The 20,250-nt window shown below is 66.1% G+C and carries 20 protein-coding genes; 10 read left to right on the top strand and 10 right to left on the bottom strand.

All coding sequences use genetic code 11. The features are described 5' to 3' along the window. From RKE40_RS15250 to RKE40_RS15225, 6 genes are all read left to right on the top strand, one after another. Positions 1–1,182, top strand: a complete 1,182-nt coding sequence (locus RKE40_RS15250) for an enolase C-terminal domain-like protein (protein ID WP_316019083.1) — start codon at positions 1–3, stop codon at positions 1,180–1,182. 97 nt (positions 1,183–1,279) lie between these two features. Further along, entirely contained in the window at positions 1,280–2,608 is a 1,329-nt protein-coding gene (locus RKE40_RS15245) for a cytosine deaminase (protein ID WP_316019082.1), read from the top strand. Next, positions 2,605–4,029, top strand: a complete 1,425-nt coding sequence (locus RKE40_RS15240; protein ID WP_316019081.1) for an FAD-binding oxidoreductase — start codon at positions 2,605–2,607, stop codon at positions 4,027–4,029. Before RKE40_RS15245 ends, RKE40_RS15240 begins: the two co-directional genes overlap by 4 nt. Positions 4,030–4,031: 2 nt before the next feature. Beyond that, positions 4,032–4,613, top strand: a complete 582-nt coding sequence (locus RKE40_RS15235; protein WP_316019080.1) for an NAD(P)H-dependent oxidoreductase — start codon at positions 4,032–4,034, stop codon at positions 4,611–4,613. 93 nt (positions 4,614–4,706) lie between these two features. Next, complete coding sequence (locus RKE40_RS15230; RefSeq protein WP_316019079.1) at positions 4,707–5,180, top strand: MarR family winged helix-turn-helix transcriptional regulator; 474 nt, start codon at positions 4,707–4,709, stop codon at positions 5,178–5,180. A gap of 170 nt (positions 5,181–5,350) precedes the next feature. Next, the gene (locus tag RKE40_RS15225; protein WP_316019078.1) at positions 5,351–6,211 is read left to right on the top strand and encodes a DMT family transporter; all 861 of its coding nucleotides are present in this window, start codon (positions 5,351–5,353) and stop codon (positions 6,209–6,211) included. Between the two features lie 12 nt (positions 6,212–6,223). On the opposite strand, the gene RKE40_RS15220 is transcribed toward RKE40_RS15225, so the two are convergent. Beyond that, positions 6,224–7,135, bottom strand: a complete 912-nt coding sequence (locus RKE40_RS15220) for an NAD(P)-dependent oxidoreductase (RefSeq protein ID WP_316019077.1) — start codon at positions 7,133–7,135, stop codon at positions 6,224–6,226. Between the two features lie 197 nt (positions 7,136–7,332). Between RKE40_RS15220 and RKE40_RS15215 the strand changes: the two genes are divergently transcribed. Beyond that, the gene (locus tag RKE40_RS15215; protein WP_316019076.1) at positions 7,333–8,334 is read left to right on the top strand and encodes a LacI family DNA-binding transcriptional regulator; all 1,002 of its coding nucleotides are present in this window, start codon (positions 7,333–7,335) and stop codon (positions 8,332–8,334) included. Positions 8,335–8,422: 88 nt separating this feature from the next. Here RKE40_RS15215 and RKE40_RS15210 read toward each other — a convergent pair whose 3' ends face one another. The 5 genes from RKE40_RS15210 to RKE40_RS15190 form a co-directional block, all read right to left on the bottom strand. Continuing rightward, positions 8,423–9,313: an NAD(P)-dependent oxidoreductase gene (locus RKE40_RS15210; protein WP_316019075.1), complete on the bottom strand. Its 891-nt coding sequence runs from the start codon at positions 9,311–9,313 to the stop codon at positions 8,423–8,425. Between the two features lie 55 nt (positions 9,314–9,368). Beyond that, entirely contained in the window at positions 9,369–10,271 is a 903-nt protein-coding gene (locus tag RKE40_RS15205) for a carbohydrate ABC transporter permease (RefSeq protein WP_316019074.1), read from the bottom strand. Further along, positions 10,264–11,217, bottom strand: a complete 954-nt coding sequence (locus RKE40_RS15200; RefSeq protein ID WP_316019073.1) for a carbohydrate ABC transporter permease — start codon at positions 11,215–11,217, stop codon at positions 10,264–10,266. Before RKE40_RS15200 ends, RKE40_RS15205 begins: the two co-directional genes overlap by 8 nt. 60 nt (positions 11,218–11,277) lie before the next feature. Further along, on the bottom strand, positions 11,278–12,585 hold the full coding sequence (locus tag RKE40_RS15195; protein WP_316019072.1) for an ABC transporter substrate-binding protein: 1,308 nt from the start codon (positions 12,583–12,585) through the stop codon (positions 11,278–11,280). 118 nt (positions 12,586–12,703) lie between these two features. After that, a complete protein-coding gene (locus tag RKE40_RS15190) occupies positions 12,704–13,756 on the bottom strand; it encodes an ABC transporter ATP-binding protein (RefSeq protein WP_316019071.1) in 1,053 nt (350 codons plus the stop codon). A 259-nt stretch (positions 13,757–14,015) separates the two neighbouring features. Between RKE40_RS15190 and RKE40_RS15185 the strand changes: the two genes are divergently transcribed. From RKE40_RS15185 to RKE40_RS15175, 3 genes are all read left to right on the top strand, one after another. Then, positions 14,016–14,774 carry a FadR/GntR family transcriptional regulator gene (locus RKE40_RS15185; RefSeq protein ID WP_316019070.1) on the top strand — a complete coding sequence of 253 codons (759 nt, stop codon included), beginning with the start codon at positions 14,016–14,018 and terminating at the stop codon, positions 14,772–14,774. Positions 14,775–14,972: 198 nt separating this feature from the next. Then, the gene (locus tag RKE40_RS15180; protein ID WP_316019069.1) at positions 14,973–15,947 is read left to right on the top strand and encodes a 2-hydroxyacid dehydrogenase; all 975 of its coding nucleotides are present in this window, start codon (positions 14,973–14,975) and stop codon (positions 15,945–15,947) included. After that, positions 15,932–16,750, top strand: a complete 819-nt coding sequence (locus RKE40_RS15175; protein ID WP_316019068.1) for an AprI/Inh family metalloprotease inhibitor — start codon at positions 15,932–15,934, stop codon at positions 16,748–16,750. Before RKE40_RS15180 ends, RKE40_RS15175 begins: the two co-directional genes overlap by 16 nt. A gap of 150 nt (positions 16,751–16,900) precedes the next feature. Here RKE40_RS15175 and denD (RKE40_RS15170) read toward each other — a convergent pair whose 3' ends face one another. From denD (RKE40_RS15170) to RKE40_RS15155, 4 genes are all read right to left on the bottom strand, one after another. Beyond that, entirely contained in the window at positions 16,901–17,884 is a 984-nt protein-coding gene (gene denD / locus RKE40_RS15170; protein WP_316019067.1) for a D-erythronate dehydrogenase, read from the bottom strand. Between the two features lie 27 nt (positions 17,885–17,911). After that, on the bottom strand, positions 17,912–18,904 hold the full coding sequence (gene denD / locus RKE40_RS15165) for a D-erythronate dehydrogenase (protein WP_316019066.1): 993 nt from the start codon (positions 18,902–18,904) through the stop codon (positions 17,912–17,914). Positions 18,905–19,030: 126 nt separating this feature from the next. After that, on the bottom strand, positions 19,031–19,777 hold the full coding sequence (locus tag RKE40_RS15160) for an SDR family oxidoreductase (protein WP_066477402.1): 747 nt from the start codon (positions 19,775–19,777) through the stop codon (positions 19,031–19,033). A 25-nt stretch (positions 19,778–19,802) separates the two neighbouring features. Further along, positions 19,803–20,249 (bottom strand): GNAT family N-acetyltransferase, encoded by a 447-nt coding sequence (locus tag RKE40_RS15155; protein WP_316019065.1) that lies wholly within the window; start codon positions 20,247–20,249, stop codon positions 19,803–19,805. Position 20,250: the final 1 nt, after the last annotated feature.

Raw genomic sequence — 20,250 nt, 5'->3', positions numbered from 1 at the left:
ATGGCCACCATCACCGAAGTGGAGATCACCGAGTTCTCGTTCACGGCGAGGAATCTCGGGGTCTCCTCCGACAAGCTGCGGGCGATCTACAATATGGGCTACAAGCCCAATTCCTCGCTGGAGCTGACCAAGTTCGCGATCGTCATCCGCAGTGATGACGGGGCGCAGGGCGAGTACGTCATGCATTGGGGCGGCAGCCGCTCGACCATGGCGCAGACGCTCTCGCTGGCGCCGAGCCTGCTCGGCCGCGATCCCGATCACCGCGAGCTGATCTGGAACGAGATGAAGCGCGAGCTGCGCCAGCATGACGGCATGGGCATTGGCCCGATCGACATCGCGCTGTGGGACCTCGCCGGCAAACGCTATGGCGCCTCGGTCTCGGCGCTGCTCGGAGGCTACCGCACGCGGCTGAAGGCCTACGCATCGACCTATCACGGGGACCGCAATGGCGGCCTCGACTCGCCACAGGCCTTCGCCGACTTCGCCGAGCGCTGCTACGAACTCGGCTACCGTGCCTACAAGGTTCATGGCTGGCACGAGGGCGATGCCAAGGAAGAGGCGCGCAACGTGCTCCATGTCGCCAAGGCCGTCGGCGACCGGATGACGCTGATGCTCGACCCGGCCAACGAACTCAGAACCTTCGCCGACGCGCTCTATGTCGGACGGGCCTGCGACGAGGGCAACTACTTCTGGTACGAGGACCCGATGCGCGATTGCGGCGTCTCGGCCTTCGCTCACAAGAAGCTGCGCGAGATGCTGAAGACCCCGATCCTCCAGACCGAATATCTGCGCGGCTTCGAGACCAAGGCCGACTTCCTGATCGCCGGCGGCACCGACATGCTGCGCTCCGACCCGGAATACGATCTCGGCATCACCGGGGCGATGAAAATCGCCCATCTCGCCGAGGCCTTCGGCGTCGATGTCGAGATCCATGCCTGCGGCCCGGCGCATCGTCACTGCATGGCGGCGACGCGCAACACCAACTTCTACGAGATCGCGCTGCTCGGCCCGGACTGCCCGAATGCCGTGCCGCCGGTTTACACCTGCGGCTATTCCGATCAGATCGACGCCGTCGACAAGGACGGCACGGTGCCGGTCCCGACCGGGCCGGGTCTCGGCGTGACCTATGACTGGGACTACATCCGGGCCCACAAGACGGCGCAGCAGGTCTTCAGGCTCTGATCGCGAGGGTTCGACGAGCCGCTTGATCGCGGCGCTCCGAGCCCTCATCTTCGCGCCTCCCGATTCAGGCGGCGTTTGGCGAGCCGGAGAGAACCACGTGACCACCGGCTTTGCAGCAATCCCGGCCTCGGGCAGCTATCGCTTGAACAATGCCCGGGTGCCGGCCTGCCTGGTCTCGGCCGAGACCATTGCGAGCGACCGGCATGGCTTCGCCGCGCTCGACATCGCGATCGAGGACGGCGTCGTCGCCTCGCTCCTGCCGGCCGGCATGCCCGGCCTCGACGCCGGGGCGGCCTTCGATCTCGACGGTGGCATCGTCCTGCCGCGCCTCGTCGACGTGCATACCCATCTCGACAAGGGCCATATCTGGCCGCGCCGGCCCAATCCTGACGGCAGCTTCATGGGGGCGCTGACCAGCGTCGGCGTCGACCGCGAGACGAACTGGACGGCGCCGGACGTGCGTAGCCGCATGGAGTTCGGCCTGCGCTGCGCCTTCGCTCATGGCACGGCGGCGATCCGCACCCATATCGACTCGCTCGGTCCGCAGATCGGGATTTCCTGGCCGGTGCTGGCCGAGCTCCGGGCGGAATGGGACGGGCGTATCGCCTTGCAGGGCTCGCCGCTGTTCGGCGTCGAGGCGGTTGCCGACGACGCCCATATGCAGGCGATCACGCGGGCGGTGAGGGCGCATGGCGACGGGCTGCTCGGCTGCGTCACCTACATGATCCCGGAGCTCGACAGGGCGCTGGACACGATCTTCCTGACCGCGATCGAGAACGGCTTCGACCTCGATTTCCACGTCGACGAGAGCAACGATCCGGCGGCGCGCTCGCTGGAGCATATAGCGGACGCGGCGCTGCGCCATCGCTTCACCGGCAAGATCCTCGCCGGTCACTGCTGCTCGCTGGCGCTGCAGCAGCCGGCTGACGAGGCCCGTATCATCGCCAAGGTCGCCGAGGCCGGCATCGCCGTGGTCTCGCTGCCGATGTGCAACATGTATCTGCAGGACCGCCAGGCCGGTCGCACGCCACGCTGGCGCGGCGTCACCGCGCTGCACGAACTGAAGGCAGCCGGCGTGCCGGTGATGATCGCCTCCGACAACACCCGCGATCCTTTCTACGCCTATGGCGATCTCGACCTTGTCGAGGTGCTGCGCGAGGGAACGCGCATTCTCCAGCTGGACCATTCGGGCAATGACTGGGTACAGAGCATCGCGACGACCCCGGCCGCGCTGATGGGCCTGCCCGGACAGGGACGGCTCAATGTCGGCGGCCCCGCCGACATGATCCTGACCCGGGCACGGGACTGGACCGAATTCTTCGCCCGGCCGCAGGCCGAGCGCACCGTCTTGATCTGCGGCAAGGCAATCGACCGCACGCTGCCCGATTATCGCGAACTCGACCATCTGATGAGCACCGACGCATGAGCACGAAGTACGACATCGCCGCCCTCAAGGCCCGCCTCGGCAGCATCAAGAGCGAGGACAATCCCGCGCTGGTGAAGCAGAAGAGCCGGGACTTCTTCTGGTACTCGCCGACGCTGAAGCGCCAGCTCGACCAGGTCACCGGCGATATCATCGTTTCGCCGACCAGCGAGGCGGAGGTGCTGCAGGTGCTCGCCGCTGCTCATGCGCTCGGCATCCCCGTGACGCCGCGAGGCACCGGCACCGGCAATTACGGCCAGGCTATGCCGCTCTCGGGCGGGGTGGTGCTCGATCTCTCGGGCTTCAACAAGGTCAAGGCGATCGAGCCCGGCCGCTATGTCGCCGAGCCCGGCGCGATCCTCTCGGATATCGACAAGCAGACCCGGGCGCATTCGCGCCAGGAGATCCGCCTGCACCCCTCGACTTACCACACGGCCTCGGTCGGCGGCTTCATCGCCGGCGGCTCCGGCGGCGTCGGCTCGATCAAGTGGGGCGGCCTGCGCGACTGGGGCAACATCATCCGCCTGCGCGTCGCGACGATGGAGGCGCAGCCGCGCATCCTCGAGCTGCAGGGCGAGGACCTGCACAAGGTCTCACACGCGTATGGCACCAACGGCATCATCACCGAGGTCGAGATGCCGCTCGGGCCGGCCTATAACTGGGTCGATGTGATCATCGGCTTCGACAGCCTGCGCGGCGCCACCGAGTTCGCCAATTCGCTGGGCGAGCAGGATGGGCTGGCGCTGAAGGAACTCGCCGTCGTCGCGGCTCCAGCGCCGCACGACTACTTCCTGCGCCATCGCAAGTTCCTGCCGCGCGACAGCCATTGCGTCATCGTCATGGTCGCGGATTTCGCGGTGGAATCGACGCTGGCCTATGCCCGCCGCTTCCGTGGCGCGGAACTTTTGATGCGCTCGGACAAGCTGACGCCGGAGGAGGCGAAGGGTCTACCGCCCTCCTTCGAACTGGCCTGGAACCACACCACCTTGCGGGCGCTCAGGGTCGATCCATCGATCACCTATCTGCAGGTGCTCTACCCCTTCCCCAACCAGGTCGAGCTGGTCGAGAAGATCCATCAGCGTTTCGGCGACGAGCTGACCTGCCATCTCGAATTCGTCCGCTTCGACGGCAAGATCACCTGCTTCGGCCTGCCGCTGGTCCGCTTCACTACGGAAGAGCGGCTGGAGGAGATCATGGCGATCCACGAGGAGATGGGCGCGCCGATCTTCAACCCGCATCGCTACACGCTGGAGGAGGGCGGCATGAAGCAGACCGACGAGATCCAGCTCGCCTTCAAGCGCGAGGCGGACCCGCAGGGCCTGCTCAACCCCGGCAAGATGATCGCCTGGGAGGACCCGGAATACGACTATCGCGCCGGCAAGACCTTCCTGTTCCGCAGCCTGGGTGAAGCGGCCGGCGGCTGAGCATGCGCGTCCTCGTCGTCTACGCGCATCCCAATCCCGAGAGTTTCGGCGCGGCGCTGCACGCCGCTGCCGTCGACGGGCTGCGCCGGCACGGCCATGAGGTCGACGATTGCGACCTCTATGCCGAGGGTTTCGAGCCGGTGCTGAGCCGGCAGGAGCGTCTCGACTATCTCGATCCTACTAAGAACGGCACCTCGGTTGCCGGCTATGTCGAGCGGCTGCGCGCGGCCGAAGCATTGGTCCTCTGCTTCCCGGTCTGGAATTTTGGCTACCCCGCGATGCTGAAAGGCTATTTCGACCGGGTCTTCCTGCCCGGCGTCTCGTTCAAGCTGGTGGAAGGGCAGGCACAGCCGAGCCTCTGGAATATTCGTCGGCTTGCCGCAGTCACCACCTATGGCGGCTCACGCTGGCGGGCGATGCTGATGGGGGACCCGCCGCGCAAGCTGGTCTGCCGCTCGCTGCGGGCGGTCTGCCATCCCACCGCCCGCCTCAGCTACCAGGCGCATTACGACATGAACCGCTCGACTCCGGACAGCCGCGAGCGCTTTCTGCGCAGAATTCAGGGAATGACCGCGCAATTTTAGGTGAGCGTCGAAAGACTGTCATTTGCCTGTCATGATCGCAGGCGATTGCAGAGCCGGCGAAAAGGATGAGCAATCTTTTCGGGGGGCCGGCTCATGACCAAGACGATCGAGAAAAGCGTCGGCCGGGCCTTGCTGGTCGCAGCCCGGCTGCACAGGGCCCGGATGGGCGAGCGGCTCAACGCACTTGGGCTCTTTCCCGGTCAGGAGCAAGCACTGAAGGCGCTGCAGGCAGCGCCGATGACGATGGGTGAACTCGCCGGGCTGCTGCGGGTCAAGCCGCCGACGGTTTCCAAGACGATTGGCCGGTTGTCGCTGCAGGGCCTCGTCAGCCGCGAGGGCGGCGGCCGCGACGGCCGGCTCGTCCAGGTCGCGCTGACCGAACACGGCCAGAGGACTGCCGCGGCGCTCGACGCCGTCTGGAACCAGGTCGAGGACGAACTGCTCGAGAAGCTTGATTCCAAGGAGCGCAAGCAGTTGCGCAAGCTCTTGCGCAAGGTCGCCAAGGGGCTTTCGCAGGCCGGCGCCGAGCTCGACGATCCCGAAGAGGATGTGGACGACGCGGCCTAACCTGGCCGGGCGCTTCTGCGGCATGGCGCGCATGCGCCACCGGGCTGGTCTCAGTCTCTAAATCGGTTCATTGATCTCTGGCCATTCCCCCAGAGCATGACGAGACGCCTCGCTTGTCGGCCGCACCTGCTCCGCACCCGGACACAAGCCGGAATCGCCTGACCGCCATCTTGCTGATGTGCGCGGCGGTGCTGTGCTTCTCGCTGCTCGACACCTCGGCGAAGTGGCTCGGGAGTTCGCTGCCCACGGCGCAGGTCGTCGCCGCGCGCTATATCATCAGCGTGGCGCTGGTCTCGATCCTGCTCAATCCCTGGTCGAGGCCCGGCATCGTCCGGACGCGTCGGCCCTGGCTTCAGGCCTTCCGTTCGCTACTGCTGCTGACCTCGACGGCGCTGAACTTCTTCGCGCTGAAGTACCTACAGCTCGCGGAGACCGTCTCGATCATGTTCGCGACGCCGTTCCTCGTCGCGCTGCTGGCGGGGCCGATCCTCGGCGAATGGGCCGGGCCGCGCCGGCTGATCGCGATCGCGGTGGGCTTCGTCGGCGTGCTGGTGATCACGCGGCCGGGGCTGGGCGGCCTGCATCCGGCTGCGCTGCTCGTCGTCTGTGGCTGCTGCTGCTACGCCTTCTACAGCATCTCGACCCGGATGCTCGCCGCCAGCGACTCGCCGGAAACGACGATGTTCTATTCGGGCATCGTCGGCGCGGTGGTGATGCTGCCCCTGCTGCCGCTGATCTGGACCTGGCCGACGGACGGGTTGAGCTGGCTGCTGATGCTCAGCACCGGATTTTTCGGCGCGCTCGGCCACTGGCTGCTGATCCTGGCGCATCAGCGCGCGCCGGCGAGCATGCTCTCGCCCTTCAACTATTCGCAGATCGTCTGGATGGTCGCGCTCGGCTGGTTCGTCTTTGGCCAGATCCCCGACCGCTACACCTTCATCGGCGCCAGCATCGTCATCGCCTCGGGCCTCTATCTGCTCTATCGCGAACGTGTCCGGGCCGTGCCCGAAGGCTCGGCCCGGCTGGACTAGGGGACGCCTCGCTCAGCCCTTGTCGGCGAGCGAGAGGCGGCTCTGCGACGCCACGAAATCAGAGAGCATCGGCACGAAGTCATCGCCCTTGCCGGCCGCGACGGCCTGGGCATAGACGTTCTTAACGGCGTTGCCGACCGGGTTGGGTACGCCGGCATCGTTGGCGACGGTCTCGAGATAGCGGACATCCTTCAGCGCGTTCGACAAGGTGAACTTGTGGGCGTCGCGGTCGCGCTGCAGCACGTACTGCATGAAGGTCTGGTAGAAGCCGCAATCCATCCGGCCGCCGGAGATCACGCTGTTGAAAGTCTGGGGCGTGATACCGATCTTCTGCGCCAGCGTCAGCGCCTCGGAATAGATCGCGCCATAGCCCATCGAGAGGAAGTTGTTGAGCAGCTTCATCTTGTGGCCGTCGCCGACCGGGCCGAGATGCACGACCTTTTGTGCCCATGCGTCACAGACCGGCTTGATCCGCGCGAAAACCTCGCTGTCCGCCCCAATCATGGTGGAGAGTTGGCCAAGAGCCGCTTGCGCGGGCGTGCCGCCGAGCGGAGCATCGCAGAGGTGGAGACCAATGGCCGAGAGTTGGGCTGCCAGTCTGACCGTCGAGCTCGGATCCGAGGTCGAGCAGTCGACGATGATGGTGCCGGGCTTGGCGCCGGCTGCGATGCCGTCGGGACCGTTGACCACGGCCTCGACCTGCGGCGTGCCGGTGACGCAAAGGAAGATGATCGAGGCCTTTTCGGCAAGTTCCCGCGGCGTCGCGGCTTCCTGCGCGCCAGCAGCCTTGAGTTCTTCGACTGGTTTGCGGTTGCGATGCCCCATGACGGTCAAGGGGAAGCCTTTGGCGAGGATACACGAGGCCATGCCTTGACCCATGAAGCCTACGCCGATGAAGCCGATCGATTCTTTCTGAGCGCTCATCTTCAGTTTCTCCGTATTATATGAGATGGACTGTGAACATGCGGAACGATTTGACCAAGAACTGGTTGAAGGCCGTGGTTAACCCGCTTCAGGAGAAGCGCTTTATGGCTGGTGACGGAAACCTGCGTGACCCTTCTTCGTTCGGGAAGGGCGCAGCGGTGCCTCGGGAACGCTTGGGAGGGCGGGGCCGCGTTACCTTGCAGATCATTGCCGACCATCTCGACGTCTCGACCGCGACCGTCTCGCTGGCGTTGCGGGGCAGCCCGCTCGTCGCCGATGCGACCAAGCAACGCGTGCAGAAAATGGCGCGCGAGATGGGCTACAGCTACAACCGCAGCGCGGCCTCGCTGCGGACCGACCGGACCAACATCCTCGGCGTCGGCTTCCACGACATCACCAACCCGTACTTCGCCGAGCTGCTGGCGGCGATCGAGGAGACGGCAGCGGCGCATGGACGGTCGATCCTGCTCGGCACCTATGCCGAGAATCTCGAGCGTCAGGACCGCGTGCTCAACACGCTGAAGGAGTACCGGCCCGATGGCATGATCATCTGCCCGGCCGGCGGCACGACGGCAGAGACGCTGGCGCATCTGATGGCGGCGCAGGTGCCGCTGGTCCAGCTCTCGCGCGAGATCGACGGAGTCGACCTCGACTTCGTCGGCTCGGACGACCGGCATGGCACGGTGCTCGCCATGGAGCATCTGCTTGAGCTCGGCCACCGCCGTATCGCCTTTCTCGGGCAGAGCAAGCTGATCTCGACCGGCTGCAACCGCTATCGCGGCTATTCCGAGATGCTCGCCAAATACGGCCTGCCGCTCGACCCGGCGCTGGTCTATTCCGGCTGGGGAACCCGCGAGACCGGGCTGAAGGGGGTCCAGACGGTTCTCGACGCTGAAAACCCGCCGACAGCCGCGGTCTGCTTCAACGATCTCACGGCCTTCGGCGCCATGCTCGGCCTGCGCCATCGCGGGCTGGAGGCGGGCGAGGACTTTTCGCTCGTCGGCTGCGACGACGTCCAGGAGGCGGCGCAATGGTATCCGGCGCTGACGACGATCAAGAATTTCCAGGACGATATGGGGCGCCAGTCGGCCGAGATGCTGCTGCGCCGCATCGCCGAACCGGCTGCGCCTCCGCGCCGGGTCGTGCTGAAGCCGGATCTCGTGGTGCGCGGCACCACGGCTCCGCCGCGCAAGCGCTAGCGCAGGCCGACACTTCCGTTCATTACGCACGGCCGCATTCCCCGCCTGCAGACCGTTCTGTCCGCAGGCGGCGCGTTCCTGATCGTAGTCAGGCATCGTTGGCCGCTTTGGGGTTCAGCGCCCGATAGGCGCGGACGACCTGCGAGTCGTCGCGCCCGCCATGGCCGAGGCCCGAAGCGGCGAGGAACATCTGGTGTGCGGCGGCCGCGAGCGGCAGCGAAGCCTTGGCGGCCCGGCCGGCATCGAGGACGATCCCAAGATCCTTGACGAAGATGTCGACGGCACTGGCGACCGGCGGCTCATCGTCGAGCATGCGCGGGCCGCGATCCCTCAGCATCCAGGACGAGGCGGCCGAGCCGCCCATGATCTCGAACAGCAGCGCGCCGTCGATTCCGGCCTTCTGGGCGAGCGAGAGCGCTTCTGCCGCCACCGCGATATGGACGCCGCAGAGCAACTGGTTGACCGTCTTCACGGTCGCGCCCTGGCCGGGCCTCAGCCCGACATGGAAGACCTTGTTGCCCATCGCGTCGAGCATCGGCCTGGCGGCATCGAAATCCGCCTGTGCGGCGCCGGCCATGATCGTCAGCGTGCCGCCGCGCGCGCCATTGACGCCGCCGGAAACCGGCGCGTCGACGAAGCGGCGGCCGCTCTTCTCGACCTCGGCGGCGATCGCCTCGACCTCGCCGGGCGGGCAGGTCGCCATCAGGATGACGGTCGCGGCAGGTGCGAGGGCGGCGAGCGCCCCGGCGTCGAACAGCACGGCGCGGGCCTGCGCGGCATTGACGACCATCAGGATCAGGGCGTCCGCACCTTGTGCTGCTTCGCCGGCGCTCGCCGCGGCATGGCCGCCGGCTGCCGCCAGGGCGTCGCGCGCCTGCGGGCGCATGTCGAAACCGGTGACGCGGAACTGCTTCTTGACGAGATTCTCGGCCATCGGCGCACCCATTGCGCCGAGCCCGATGAAGGCGATCGAACTCACAAAACCAACCTTTATGCTGATAGCGGGCCCGCCCCTGGACGGGCCCGGCAGGGACTCATTCCTTCACCGCGCCGGTGAGCGACGCCACGTAATAGTCGACGAAGAAGGAATAGAGCAGGGCGACCGGGATCGAGCCGAGCAGGGCGCCGGCCATCAGGGAGCCCCAATGGTAGACGTCGCCCTCGACGAGCTGGGTCAGCACGGCGACGGGGACGGTCTTCTTCTCCGCTGACTGGATGAAGGCCAGCGCGTAGATGAACTCGTTCCAGGACAGGGTGAAGGCGAAGATGCCGGCCGAGATCAGGCCCGGCAGCGCCAGCGGCAGGGTGATCTTCCAGAGCGTCTGCAAACGGGTCGCGCCGTCGATCATGGCGCATTCCTCGAGCTCGAACGGGATCGACTTGAAGTAGCCGATCAGGAGCCAGGTGCAGAACGGGATCAGGAAGGTCGGATAGGTCAGGATCAGCGCCCATTGCGAGTCGAACAGACCGAGCTGGAAGATCAGCGTCGCCATGGGGATGAACAGGATCGAGGGCGGCACGAGATAGGCAAGGTAGATGCCGAGCCCGACATATTGCGAGCCCTTGAACTTCAGGCGCTGGATCGCATAGGCGGCGAGCACGCTGGAGAAGAGGGAGAGGGCCGTCGCGACCGTGGCGACGGTCATCGTCGTCAGCAGCCATTGCGGATAGTCGGTCTGGAAGAGCAGCTTGTTGATGTTCTCCAGGGTCGGCGACTTCACCCAGAACGGGTTGTTGTTCTTGTAGTCGTAGAGTTCGGCATTCGGTTTGATGGCGGTGATCGCCATCCAGTAGAACGGGAACAGCAGCACGATCACGAAGAGCGAAAGCGGCAGGTAGAGGGTGATGAAGCGGCGCGGGCCCGACGACCAGTCGATGACCCCGGTCTGCTCCTTCTCGACCAGTTGCGGGCGCGCCGCGGCAGCTTGATCAGTCATTGTCTTCTCCCTGCTGCCATTTGCGGCGGGCGAGTGCGAAGTAGCTGAACAGCGTCGCCATCACGAGGAAGGGGATCATCGCCACGGCGATCGCCGCGCCTTCGCCGAGCTGGCCGCCGGGAATGCCGCGCTGGAAGGCGAGAGTCGCCATCAGATGGGTGGAGTTGATCGGCCCGCCGCGGGTGATGGCGTAGACGAGCTGGAAATCGGTGAAGGTGAACAGCACCGAGAAGGTCAGCACCACCGCCAGGATCGGCATCAGCATCGGCAGCGTCACATGCCGGAAGCGCTGCCAGGCATTGGCGCCGTCGAGCATCGCCGCCTCGTAAAGCGCCGGCGAGATGGTCTGCAGGCCGGCGAGCAGCGAGATCGCGACGAAGGGGATGCCGCGCCAGATATTGGCGGCGATCAGCGACCAGCGGGCAGGCCAGGGCGCGCCGAGGAAGTCGATATAGGTGTCGCGCCAGCCGAGCACGTCGACCAGGATGTAGGAGATGATCGAGAACTGCGGATCGTAGATCCACCAGAAGGCGATCGCCGAGAGCACCGTCGGGACGATCCAGGGCACCAGGATCAGCGCCCGCAGCAGCGATTTGAACGGCAGGTGGTTGTTGAGCAGCAGCGCCAGCCAGAGGCCGAGCGCGAACTTTCCGACGGTCGCGACACCCGTATAGAGCAGCGTGTTCCAGACGGAGGTGATGAAGACCGGATCGTGCCAGAGCGACTGGAAGTTCTCGAAGCCGATGAAATAGCCGGCGCGGCCGATCCGGGTGTCGGTGAAGGCGAGCCAGACGCCGAGGCCGAGCGGGTAGCTCAGAAAAACCAGCAGCAGGCCCAGGGCCGGCAGCAGGCAGATGAAAACCAGAAATGGCTTGTAGTCGAACAGGCGCGTCAGCCAGCCGTGAGAGAACTGGTGGCCGGCCCGTGCCTCGGCCGCGATCGTCATGGCGCGATTTCCCGTAATGAAGCCGCGCCGCCGCGATGGCGGCGGCGCGGTCGTGACGGATCAGGTGCGGTAGTAGCGCTTGGCGCGGCGCTCGGCTTCCGCAGCAGCCTGTTCGGGCGTCGCCTGGCCGGCGCAGACCGAGGCGACCATCTGCACCATGACGTATTCGGCGTTGACGGTGCCGGCAGCCTCGGTGATCGCGCCCTTGTAGCCGCTCCACAGAGCGCGTTCCCAGGTGTCGCGATAGACCAGGATCTTGGGATCGCTCTCCCAGACCTTGCTGTTGGCGTAGGCCTTGAGCGGCTGGGTCCAGTAGCCGAAGCAGCCGGTCAGCCACTTGTCGTACTGTTCCTTCTCCATCATGAAGCGGAGATATTCCTTGGCGGCGTTCGGGAACTTGGTGTGCTTGAACACCATGGCGTTGATGACCAGCGCCGTCTCTGTCGCCCGGCCGACCCCGGCGCCGACCGGCATCGGCGCATGGTTGAGGTCCTTGCCGATCGCGGCGGTCTTCTCGTCCTTGGAGTTCTTGATCGAGAAGTAGAGCGAGACACCGTTCTGGGTCAGGCCGACTTCGCCCGCTGTCAGCGCCTTGTTGTTGCTGATGTCGAGCCAGGAGAGCGTGCCGGGGATGAAGGTCTCGTAGAGCGCCTTGGCGTATTTCAGCGCCTCGATCGTCTCCTTGCTGTTGATCGCGACCTTGTTGTTCTCGTCGACCATGTAGCCGCCATGCGACCAGACCAGCCAGTTGCAGAAGGCATTGCCGTCGCCGACGGCATTGCCGAGGGCAAAGCCCGCCGGGTGGCCATTGGCCTTGAGCTTGCGGCAGAGGTCGAGGAACCCGGCATGGTCGGTCGGGAACTTGTCGAAGCCGGCTTCCTTGACCCAGGATTCACGATAGACCGCCGGGCCGCCGGAGCCGCCCATCGGGATCGAGATCCACTGATTGGTCTTGTCCTTCTTGCCGTATTTCTCGGCGACCGGGTACCAACCGCCATATTTCTTGCCGAGATCCTCGGCGATCTGGGTCAGGTCGACCAGCTTGTCGGCGAAGATGTGCGGATCGTCGGCCCAGCCGACGACGACGTCGGGGCCGGCGCCGGTATTGGCGGTCACCGCCGTCTGCGGGCGCAGGTCTTCCCAGCTCGCATAGTCGACGCGGACCTGGACGCCGGTCGCCTTGGTGAAGGCTTCGGTGTTCTCGTTGAAGATCGTCTGGTCAGGGTCGACGAACTTGGTCGGGCGCAGGACGCGCAGCGTCGCGCCCTTTTCGATGTTGGCCGTCTGGGCGATCGACGGCGCCGACAATGTGGCACCGGCGGCGAGCCCGGCGCCGCCGATCAATACGTCACGTCTGGAAATCGTCATGGGTTGCTCCTCCGTTGGACCGCGAGGCCCTACATGGGAGCCTCGTCAGGGTTTGTAGTCGGCGGATGCGCGGCGCCGCCCCGGGGGCGGCGCCCCCATTGGGCGGAGCGGCGTATATTCAGATGCGCTTGCCGGTGGCAGCGTCGAAGAGATGCGTGACCGAGGTATCGGGCCGGATGTGGATGTTCTCGCCCGGCTTGGCGGTGATGCGCTCGCGGAAGATGCAGGTCAGGTCCTGGCCGCCGCAGCGGACGACGACCTGGGTCTCCGAGCCCATCGGCTCGATGACCACGACCTCGGCCGGCAGGCCGTTTGGATCGAGCATGAGATGCTCGGGGCGGATGCCGAGCACGGCGGCCCGGTCGTTCGAATCGGTCGGATGCTTGCCGATCGGCCAGATCACGCCGCCTTCGGTCTCGAAGCCGTTGGCGCGGATCGTGCCCTTGAGCAGGTTCATCGACGGCGAGCCGATGAAGGCGGCGACGAAGAGGTTCGCCGGATTGTCGTAGAGGTCGAGCGGCGCGCCCATCTGCTCGACGATGCCGTCATGCATCACGACGATCTTGTCGGCCATGGTCATGGCCTCGATCTGGTCGTGGGTGACGTAGACCGTGGTGGTCTTGAGGCGCTGGTGAAGCTCCTTGATCTCGGTGCGCATCTGCACACGCAGCTTGGCGTCGAGGTTGGAGAGCGGCTCGTCGAAGAGGAAGACCTGCGGGTTGCGGACGATGGCGCGGCCCATGGCGACGCGCTGGCGCTGGCCGCCCGAAAGCTGGCGTGGATAGCGATCCAGCAGCTTCTCCAGGCCAAGGATGCCGGCGGCCTTGCTGACGCGCTCGTCGATCTCGGCCTTCGGCGCCTTACGCAGCTTCATCGAGAAGGCCATGTTGTCGGCCACCGTCATGTGCGGATAGAGCGCATAGTTCTGGAACACCATGGCGATATCGCGCTCTTTCGGCGGCACGTCGTTGACGACGCGCGGACCGATGCGGATTTCGCCGCCGGTGATGTTCTCGAGGCCGGCGATCATGCGCAGCAGGGTCGACTTTCCGCAGCCGGAAGGGCCGACCAGGATGACGAACTCGCCATCGTCGATGTCGATGTCGACGCCATGGATGACCTGCGTCGAGCCATAGGCCTTGCGCACATCCGCGATCTGGACTGAGGCCATCTTGGCTTCTCCCGGTCGTTCGTTTCCTCAGGGACGAGTGATCGCACCCCGGCGGCATGGCCGCAATCCCATCGGTCTCGGCTTCTGTGAGGCCGATGACCATGGCGCGCCGCAGTGCAGGCAAGGTCTTCGCCTGTTGCGTCGCTCCCGTTCCCGGATAAAGTCATACGATAGAAACGGGCGTGTCAAGCGCTCGGCCAGAACAAGCCGGCGTCGCCGCAAGGCGGCGCGGCGCGGAGGAAAGTCAAGCCGGATGCGGATGCGCGACACTTCGCGGGCGCGGATGCTCAGTCCCGACCGGCTGTTCGGGCAGGTCGCGCACAAGCTCGCGGTCTCGATCATCAGCGGCGCCTCGCGGACCGGCGAGCTGCTGCCGAATGAGGATGATATCCGCAGCGAGATTTCCGTCTCACGGACGGCCTATCGCGAGGCCGTGAAGTTCCTGACCGGCAAAGGTCTGGTCGAGGCGAGGCCGAAGAGCGGCACCCGCGTGGCGCCCCGGGATTCCTGGAATCTGCTCGATCCCGATGTGCTCGCCTGGCATTTCGAGGCTGATCCGAACGAGAAATTCATTCGCGATCTCTTCGAGTTGCGGCTCTTCGTCGAGCCAAGCGCGGCGCGGCTGGCGGCGCAGCGGCGCAGCGAGGAGGATCTGGCCAAGATCGCGGCAGCCTATCGCGGCATGACCGTGAATCCGCCCTATGCCGAGCCGACGGTGCAGGCCGACCTCGCCTTTCACGAATCGATCTTCGAGGCGACGCGCAATCCGCCGCTGCAATGCCTTGCGCCTGCGGTCTGCGCCACGATCCAGTGGTCGCTGTTCCTCAAGGCCCCGGACGATCGCTTCTTCTTCACCGCTTCGCTGGTCGACCATGAGCGGGTGCTGGATGCGATCAGCCAGCGCGACGGGGATCTCGCCGCCGCCCGGATGAGCGGATTGGTGATCGACAGCCTGAACAGCACTCTGCGCCTGCTTGCCGGCCGCGCATCGGAAAACGCGAGCTCAGCCCGTGATTAAATCATACTATAAACTGATGCAGTCCCGGCTCGCGGGCGGCGAGCAGAGTTCGTCGCCTCCTGCTCTGCGGGCGACCCGGTAATGCGCTGGTCCGGATTTGCGGAGCGGCGCTGAACCTCTACTGTCTATTTAATCGTTTTAATATTTTGAAATCAACCCGGAGACGGGTATCCGTTCACGTCCACGAGAGCACAGGCCATGACCGCGCAGAACAAGATCGAGATCATCATGACCGGGCCGCTGATGGCCTATGCCGCCGACCAGCTCAAAGAGCGCTTCACCGTGCATGAGCTCTGGAAGGCGCAGGACAAGGCTGCCGCGCTCGCCGAGCTCAAGGACCGGGTGCGCGGCGTTGCTGGCGGCGGCGCGCATATCAAGATCGATGGCGCGCTGTTCGACGCCCTGCCGAAGCTCGAGGTCGTCTCGAATTTCGGCGTCGGCTACGACAATGTCGACGCTGCCGAGGCTGGCAGGCGCGGTCTCATCGTCACGAATACGCCGGACGTGCTGACCGACGAGGTTGCCGACCTCGCCATCGGGCTCCTGCTTGCCACCGTCAGGCAGTTGCCGCAGGTCGACCGCTATCTGCGCGAGGGCAAGTGGCTGACCGGCGCCTATCCGCTGACCACCTCGCTGCGCAAGCGCAAGATCGGCATCGTCGGCCTTGGTCGCATCGGGAAGGCCGTGGCGCATCGCCTCGAGGCCTTCGGTGTGGACATCGCCTATCACGGCCGCTCGCGCCAGGCTGACGTCGCCTATCGCTATTATCCCTCGCTGGTCGAGATGGCCCAGGATGTCGATACGCTCGTCTCGGTGGCACCGGGCGGTGACTCGACCTACCGCATCATCAATGCCGAGGTGCTCAAGGCGCTCGGGCCGAACGGCATCGTCGTCAATGTCGGCCGTGGGACGGTCATCGACGAGCCGGCGCTGGTCAAGGCGCTGCAGGACAAGACCATCCTCTCGGCCGGCCTCGACGTGTTCGAGGACGAGCCGCGCGTGCCGGCCGAGTTGATCGCGCTCGACCATGTCGTGCTGCTGCCGCATGTTGGCTCGGCCTCGGTGCACACCCGCGAGCAGATGGGCCAGCTGCTGGTCGACAATCTGAAATCATGGTTCGATGGCAAGGGCCCGCTGACGCCGGTCGTCGAGACGCCATGGAAGAAGGCCTGATCGCCACCCGCAACGCGAAGGGGCTCGCGGCGCTCGCCGCCGGGCTCCTTCTGCTCGCCGGACCGGCGATAGCGCAGGGGCAGCCCCCGGCGCCTGCTCGGCCGGCGGCCGCGCCGAGTTCCCTCGTCGGTGCCTGGGATATCGAGAAGGTCGGCGCGTCACGGAGCTGCACCGTCACTTTCGGCTCGGAAGCGGCTGCGAAAGGCTGGCAGCTGCGCTTTCCGGCCACCTGCCGGCGGGCACTGCCGATCCTGAACGATGCTGTCGGCTGGGATCTTGGCCCCGCTGGCGTTCCACGCCTTGTCGACGGGGCCGGCAAGGTGCTGGTCGCCTTCGATGAGAAGGCCAGTGGTGCGGGGCGGCGCGGCAAGGGAGGCGACGGGGCGCAATACGGGCTCGATCCGAAGGGCCATCCCCGCGTCGCGGCGCGCCCGGCACCGAGCGCCGCCGAACAGGCTGCGACGGCTGCTACCCGCCGCACGGCGGTCGATCCCGCCCAGGCCCCCGCACCGGAGACCGTGGCGGGCCGCTATGGGGTGATGCGCCAGCCGGGGCGGGAGGTCTGCAAGCTCGCCTTGACGGCGACGCCGTCCGAGACCGCAGGCGCCACCGTCGCGAGCTTCGAAGGCAGCTGTGCCGATACCGGCCTGACGATCTTCTCGCCCGTGGCCTGGCGCTATGCCGCCGGCCGGCTCGAGCTGATCGCCCGCAAGGGCCATAAGGTCGAGCTCGTCTTCGAGGACGGGCAATGGCGCAAGGACCCGGCGGTCGGCGCGCCATTGCTGCTGAAGAAGCTGCCTTAGGACAGGCTAGCTTTCCGCCCAAAGGGCCTCTCTCGTCATGGTCGGGCTTGTCCCGACCATCCACGTCTTTGCTGATCGCGTGCGGTATTCAAGACGTGGATGCTCGGCACGGGGCCGAGCATGACGGTGGAGGAATTCGGCCTTCGGTCCTTACGCGACGAACTTGCCGCCGAGCTCATCCTCGATATGGACGCGGATGATCTCCTCGAAGTTCGCCTCGGCCTTGAAGCCGAGCGCCGTCGCGCGCTGCGCGTTGAAGTTCCGCGGCCAGCCGGCGACGATCTTGTCGATCACCGGGTCGATCTCGCGGCGGATACGCTTCACGACGTTCTCGCCGGCGACCTTGCGCAAGGTCTCGATCTGCTCGGCGACGGTGCAGGAATAGCCCGGCATGGTCAAAGCGCGGCGCGGACCGATCGCGGCGGTGTCCATGGTCGCGGCATGGACGAGGAAGCCGACGGCCGAGCGCGGCGAGGCGTGCCAGTGGCGGACCTGGTCGGAGACCGGCAACACCGCCTCCTGGCCGTTCAGCGGCTCGCGGATGATGTTGGAGAAGAAGCCGGAGGCGGCTTTGTTCGGCGTGCCGGGCCGCACGCAGATGGTCGGCAGGCGGATGCCGACGCCGTCGAAGAAGCCGCGGCGGCTATAATCGCAGAGCAGGAGCTCGCCGATTGCCTTCTGGGTGCCGTAGCTGGTCAGCGGCGTGGTGAAGAACTCGTCCTCGATCTTGTCGTGGAAGGGCGCGCCGAAGACGGCGACCGAGGAGGTGAAGACGACACGCGGCTTGTAGCCGTCGCCGGCATGGCGGATCGCCTCGAAGAGGTAGCGCGTGCCGTCGAGATTGATGCGGTAGCCCTTGTCGAAATCGGCCTCGGCCTCGCCGGAGACGACGGCGGCGAGATGGACGATCAGCTCGGGGCGCGAGGCGATCAGCTTCTCGGCCTCGCCGGGCTGCGACAGGTCGGAGGTCAGCGTCTCGAAGGCGAAGGGGGCGTTGGCCGGCGGGCTGGCCGGGAAGATGTCCTGCGCCGTGACCTTGTCGACCGGCTTGCCGCCGAGCTGCTTGTCGCGTGCCAGCCGCTCGATGAACTTGCGGCCGACCATGCCGGCGCCGCCGAGAACGAGAACATGCATTGGGTGTTTCCTCGATTGTCTGATTGGTCAGTTGGGGAGATGGCCGCCGAGGTCGTCCTCGATATGGATGCGGATGATCTCGTCGAAATCCTTCTCGGCCTTGAAGCCGAGAGCGGTGGCGCGGGCGGCGTCGAAGCGGGTCGGCCAGCCCTTGACGATGTCGGAGGCCGCCTTGTCGGGCGCGCGCCGGATCAGCTTCACCGCCCTTTCGCCGGCGATGCGGCGCAGCGCCTCGATCTGCTCGCCGACCGTGACGCAGACGCCGGGCATGCTGAGATTGATGCGCGGGCCGAGCTGTTCGCGGCTGAGGCCGGCAGCGTGGATCAGGAAGCCGACGGCCGAGCGCGGGCTGGCATGGGTGAACAGCACGCTGTCCTCGACCGGCAGCAGTGCCTCCAGCCCCTGCAGCGGCTCGCGGATGATGCCGGAGAAGAAGCCGCCGGCCGAGGCGTTGGGCTTGCCGGGCCGGATCACGATCGAGGGGAAGCGGACGCCGACACCCTCGACGAAGCCGCGGCGCGAATAGTCGGCGAGCAGGAGTTCGCCGATCGCCTTCTGGGCGCCGTAACTGGTCAGCGGCGTGACGTGGAACTCGTCGGAGATCGAGGCCGGGAAGGGGGCGCCGAAGATCCCGCTCGACGAGGAGAAGACCAGCTTCGGGACATAGGGACCGTTGTGGATGCCCTCCTGCCGGATCGCCTCCAGCAGGTTGCGTATGCCGTCGAGGTTGATCCGGTAGCCCTTGTCGAAATCGCGCTCGGCCTCGCCGGAGATGATCGCGGCGAGGTGGAATATGATGTCGGGCCGCAGCGCGGCGAGGGCTTCGGCGACCGCAGGGTCGCCGGCATCCTCGGTGCGAATCTCGATCGGCCCGGCAAAGCCGGCCGGCTTCGGCGGTGCGACGACATCGGTCAGGGTCAGGCGCGAGATCGGCCGGTCGTTGCAGGTGCCCTCGCGCGCCAGGCGCGCGGTAAGGCGCTGGCCGATCATGCCGCTGGCGCCGGTTATCAGGACATGCATGGCGTCTCTCCCGTCGCTGCAGCATGGCCCGCAGGAGTGAACGCCACTCCCGCGGACCATGCCCGGTCTTTTGACCTTATGAGGATTTCCACCGCCCGGCCGGTTCCTGCCGGGCGGAAGGCGCGCTCAGAGCGCGAAGCCGCCATCGGCGAGGTGGATCTGGCCGGTGGTGTAGCTCGCCTCGTCGGAAGCGAGATAGACGGCGAGCCAGGCGATCTCCTCGGCGGTGCCGAGACGGGCCATGGGCTGGCGATCGATGAAGGCCTGGCGCGCCTGGGCCTCGGTCGTGTTGGTGACCTTGGCGAGCTCGATGATGCGCTGGTCGAGCGAGGGCGACTGGATGGTGCCGGGGCAGATCGCGTTGGAGCGGATGCCCTTCTTGATGTAGTCCGCCGCGACCGCCTTGGTCAGGCCGATCACCGCCGCCTTGGTCGCGCCGTAGACATAGCGGTTCGGGATGCCGCGCACCGAGCCGGCGCCCGAGGCGATGTTGACGATCGAGCCCTTGCCGGCAGCGAGCATGCCGGGAACGAAGGCCTTGATCGTGCGGTGCATCGACTTGACGTTGAGGTCGAAGGAGAACTCCCAGGCCTTGTCGTCGCATTCCAGCACGGTGCCGTGATGCACGAAGCCGGCGGCGTTGACGAGGATGTCGATGGTGCCGACCTTTTCGGCGAAGGCCTCGACCGCCTTGGTCGAGAGCACGTCGAGCTTGCGCTTCTTGGCCTTCGGAATGCCCTCGAGCAAGGCGACGTCCTTGTCGGTCGCCCAGACGGTCGCGCCCTCGGCGACGAAGGCCTCGGCGATCGCGCGGCCAATGCCCTGCCCAGCCGCGGTGACGACCGCAACCTTGCCCTTCAAACGTCCAGCCATTGTGCTTCTTCCTTGTACTTTCCGACTATCGGAGGTTCTTGCGCATATGGATCAGCCGGCGGTCCGGCAGATCCTCGAAATGGGTGGTCTGGTAGCCCAGCCGCTCATACCAGCCGATGCGCTCGGCAAGCCTGGCATGCGTGTAGAGGTGGACGGCGTCGTGGCCGAGCGCGCGGGCTCGCTCCTCGGCGAAATTCATCAAGGTCGAGCCGATCTTCCGGCCTGCGGCGGCAGGCGCCACGGCGATGCTCCAGAGCGTGAACTTCGCCGGCTCTTCCTCGAGAACCAGCACGCCGTCGAGCTCTGCGCCGGTCTCGGCGAGCCAGATCTCATGCTCCGCCAGCACCTTCGTGTAGTCGGCTATGCGCGGCAGCGAGGGCACGCCGATGACGCTCTCATTCGGCAGGTACGCGGCCTCGGTCAGCGCGACGATCGCCGGGATATCGTCCGTCGAGGCGCGGCGCAGGGACATG

The sequence above is a fragment of the Allobosea rubneri genome, assembly GCF_032464875.1.
In the GTDB taxonomy this organism is placed as follows: Bacteria; Pseudomonadota; Alphaproteobacteria; order Rhizobiales; family Beijerinckiaceae; genus Allobosea; species Allobosea rubneri.
This window is presented reverse-complemented; position numbering and strand designations above follow the sequence as displayed.

Excerpts from the sequence above, each read along its gene's own strand:
- RKE40_RS15250 (WP_316019083.1), top strand. The coding sequence starts at position 1 with ATGGCCACCATCACCGAAGTGGAGATCACCGAGTTCTCGTTCACGGCG.
- RKE40_RS15240 (WP_316019081.1), top strand. The coding sequence starts at position 2,605 with ATGAGCACGAAGTACGACATCGCCGCCCTCAAGGCCCGCCTCGGCAGC.
- RKE40_RS15235 (WP_316019080.1), top strand. The coding sequence starts at position 4,032 with ATGCGCGTCCTCGTCGTCTACGCGCATCCCAATCCCGAGAGTTTCGGC.
- RKE40_RS15230 (WP_316019079.1), top strand. The coding sequence starts at position 4,707 with ATGACCAAGACGATCGAGAAAAGCGTCGGCCGGGCCTTGCTGGTCGCA.
- RKE40_RS15220 (WP_316019077.1), bottom strand. The coding sequence starts at position 7,135 with ATGAGCGCTCAGAAAGAATCGATCGGCTTCATCGGCGTAGGCTTCATG.
- RKE40_RS15205 (WP_316019074.1), bottom strand. The coding sequence starts at position 10,271 with ATGACTGATCAAGCTGCCGCGGCGCGCCCGCAACTGGTCGAGAAGGAG.
- RKE40_RS15200 (WP_316019073.1), bottom strand. The coding sequence starts at position 11,217 with ATGACGATCGCGGCCGAGGCACGGGCCGGCCACCAGTTCTCTCACGGC.
- RKE40_RS15195 (WP_316019072.1), bottom strand. The coding sequence starts at position 12,585 with ATGACGATTTCCAGACGTGACGTATTGATCGGCGGCGCCGGGCTCGCC.
- RKE40_RS15190 (WP_316019071.1), bottom strand. The coding sequence starts at position 13,756 with ATGGCCTCAGTCCAGATCGCGGATGTGCGCAAGGCCTATGGCTCGACG.
- RKE40_RS15185 (WP_316019070.1), top strand. The coding sequence starts at position 14,016 with ATGCGCGACACTTCGCGGGCGCGGATGCTCAGTCCCGACCGGCTGTTC.
- RKE40_RS15180 (WP_316019069.1), top strand. The coding sequence starts at position 14,973 with ATGACCGCGCAGAACAAGATCGAGATCATCATGACCGGGCCGCTGATG.
- RKE40_RS15175 (WP_316019068.1), top strand. The coding sequence starts at position 15,932 with ATGGAAGAAGGCCTGATCGCCACCCGCAACGCGAAGGGGCTCGCGGCG.
- denD (WP_316019067.1), bottom strand. The coding sequence starts at position 17,884 with ATGCATGTTCTCGTTCTCGGCGGCGCCGGCATGGTCGGCCGCAAGTTC.
- denD (WP_316019066.1), bottom strand. The coding sequence starts at position 18,904 with ATGCATGTCCTGATAACCGGCGCCAGCGGCATGATCGGCCAGCGCCTT.
- RKE40_RS15160 (WP_066477402.1), bottom strand. The coding sequence starts at position 19,777 with ATGGCTGGACGTTTGAAGGGCAAGGTTGCGGTCGTCACCGCGGCTGGG.
- RKE40_RS15155 (WP_316019065.1), bottom strand. The coding sequence starts at position 20,249 with ATGTCCCTGCGCCGCGCCTCGACGGACGATATCCCGGCGATCGTCGCG.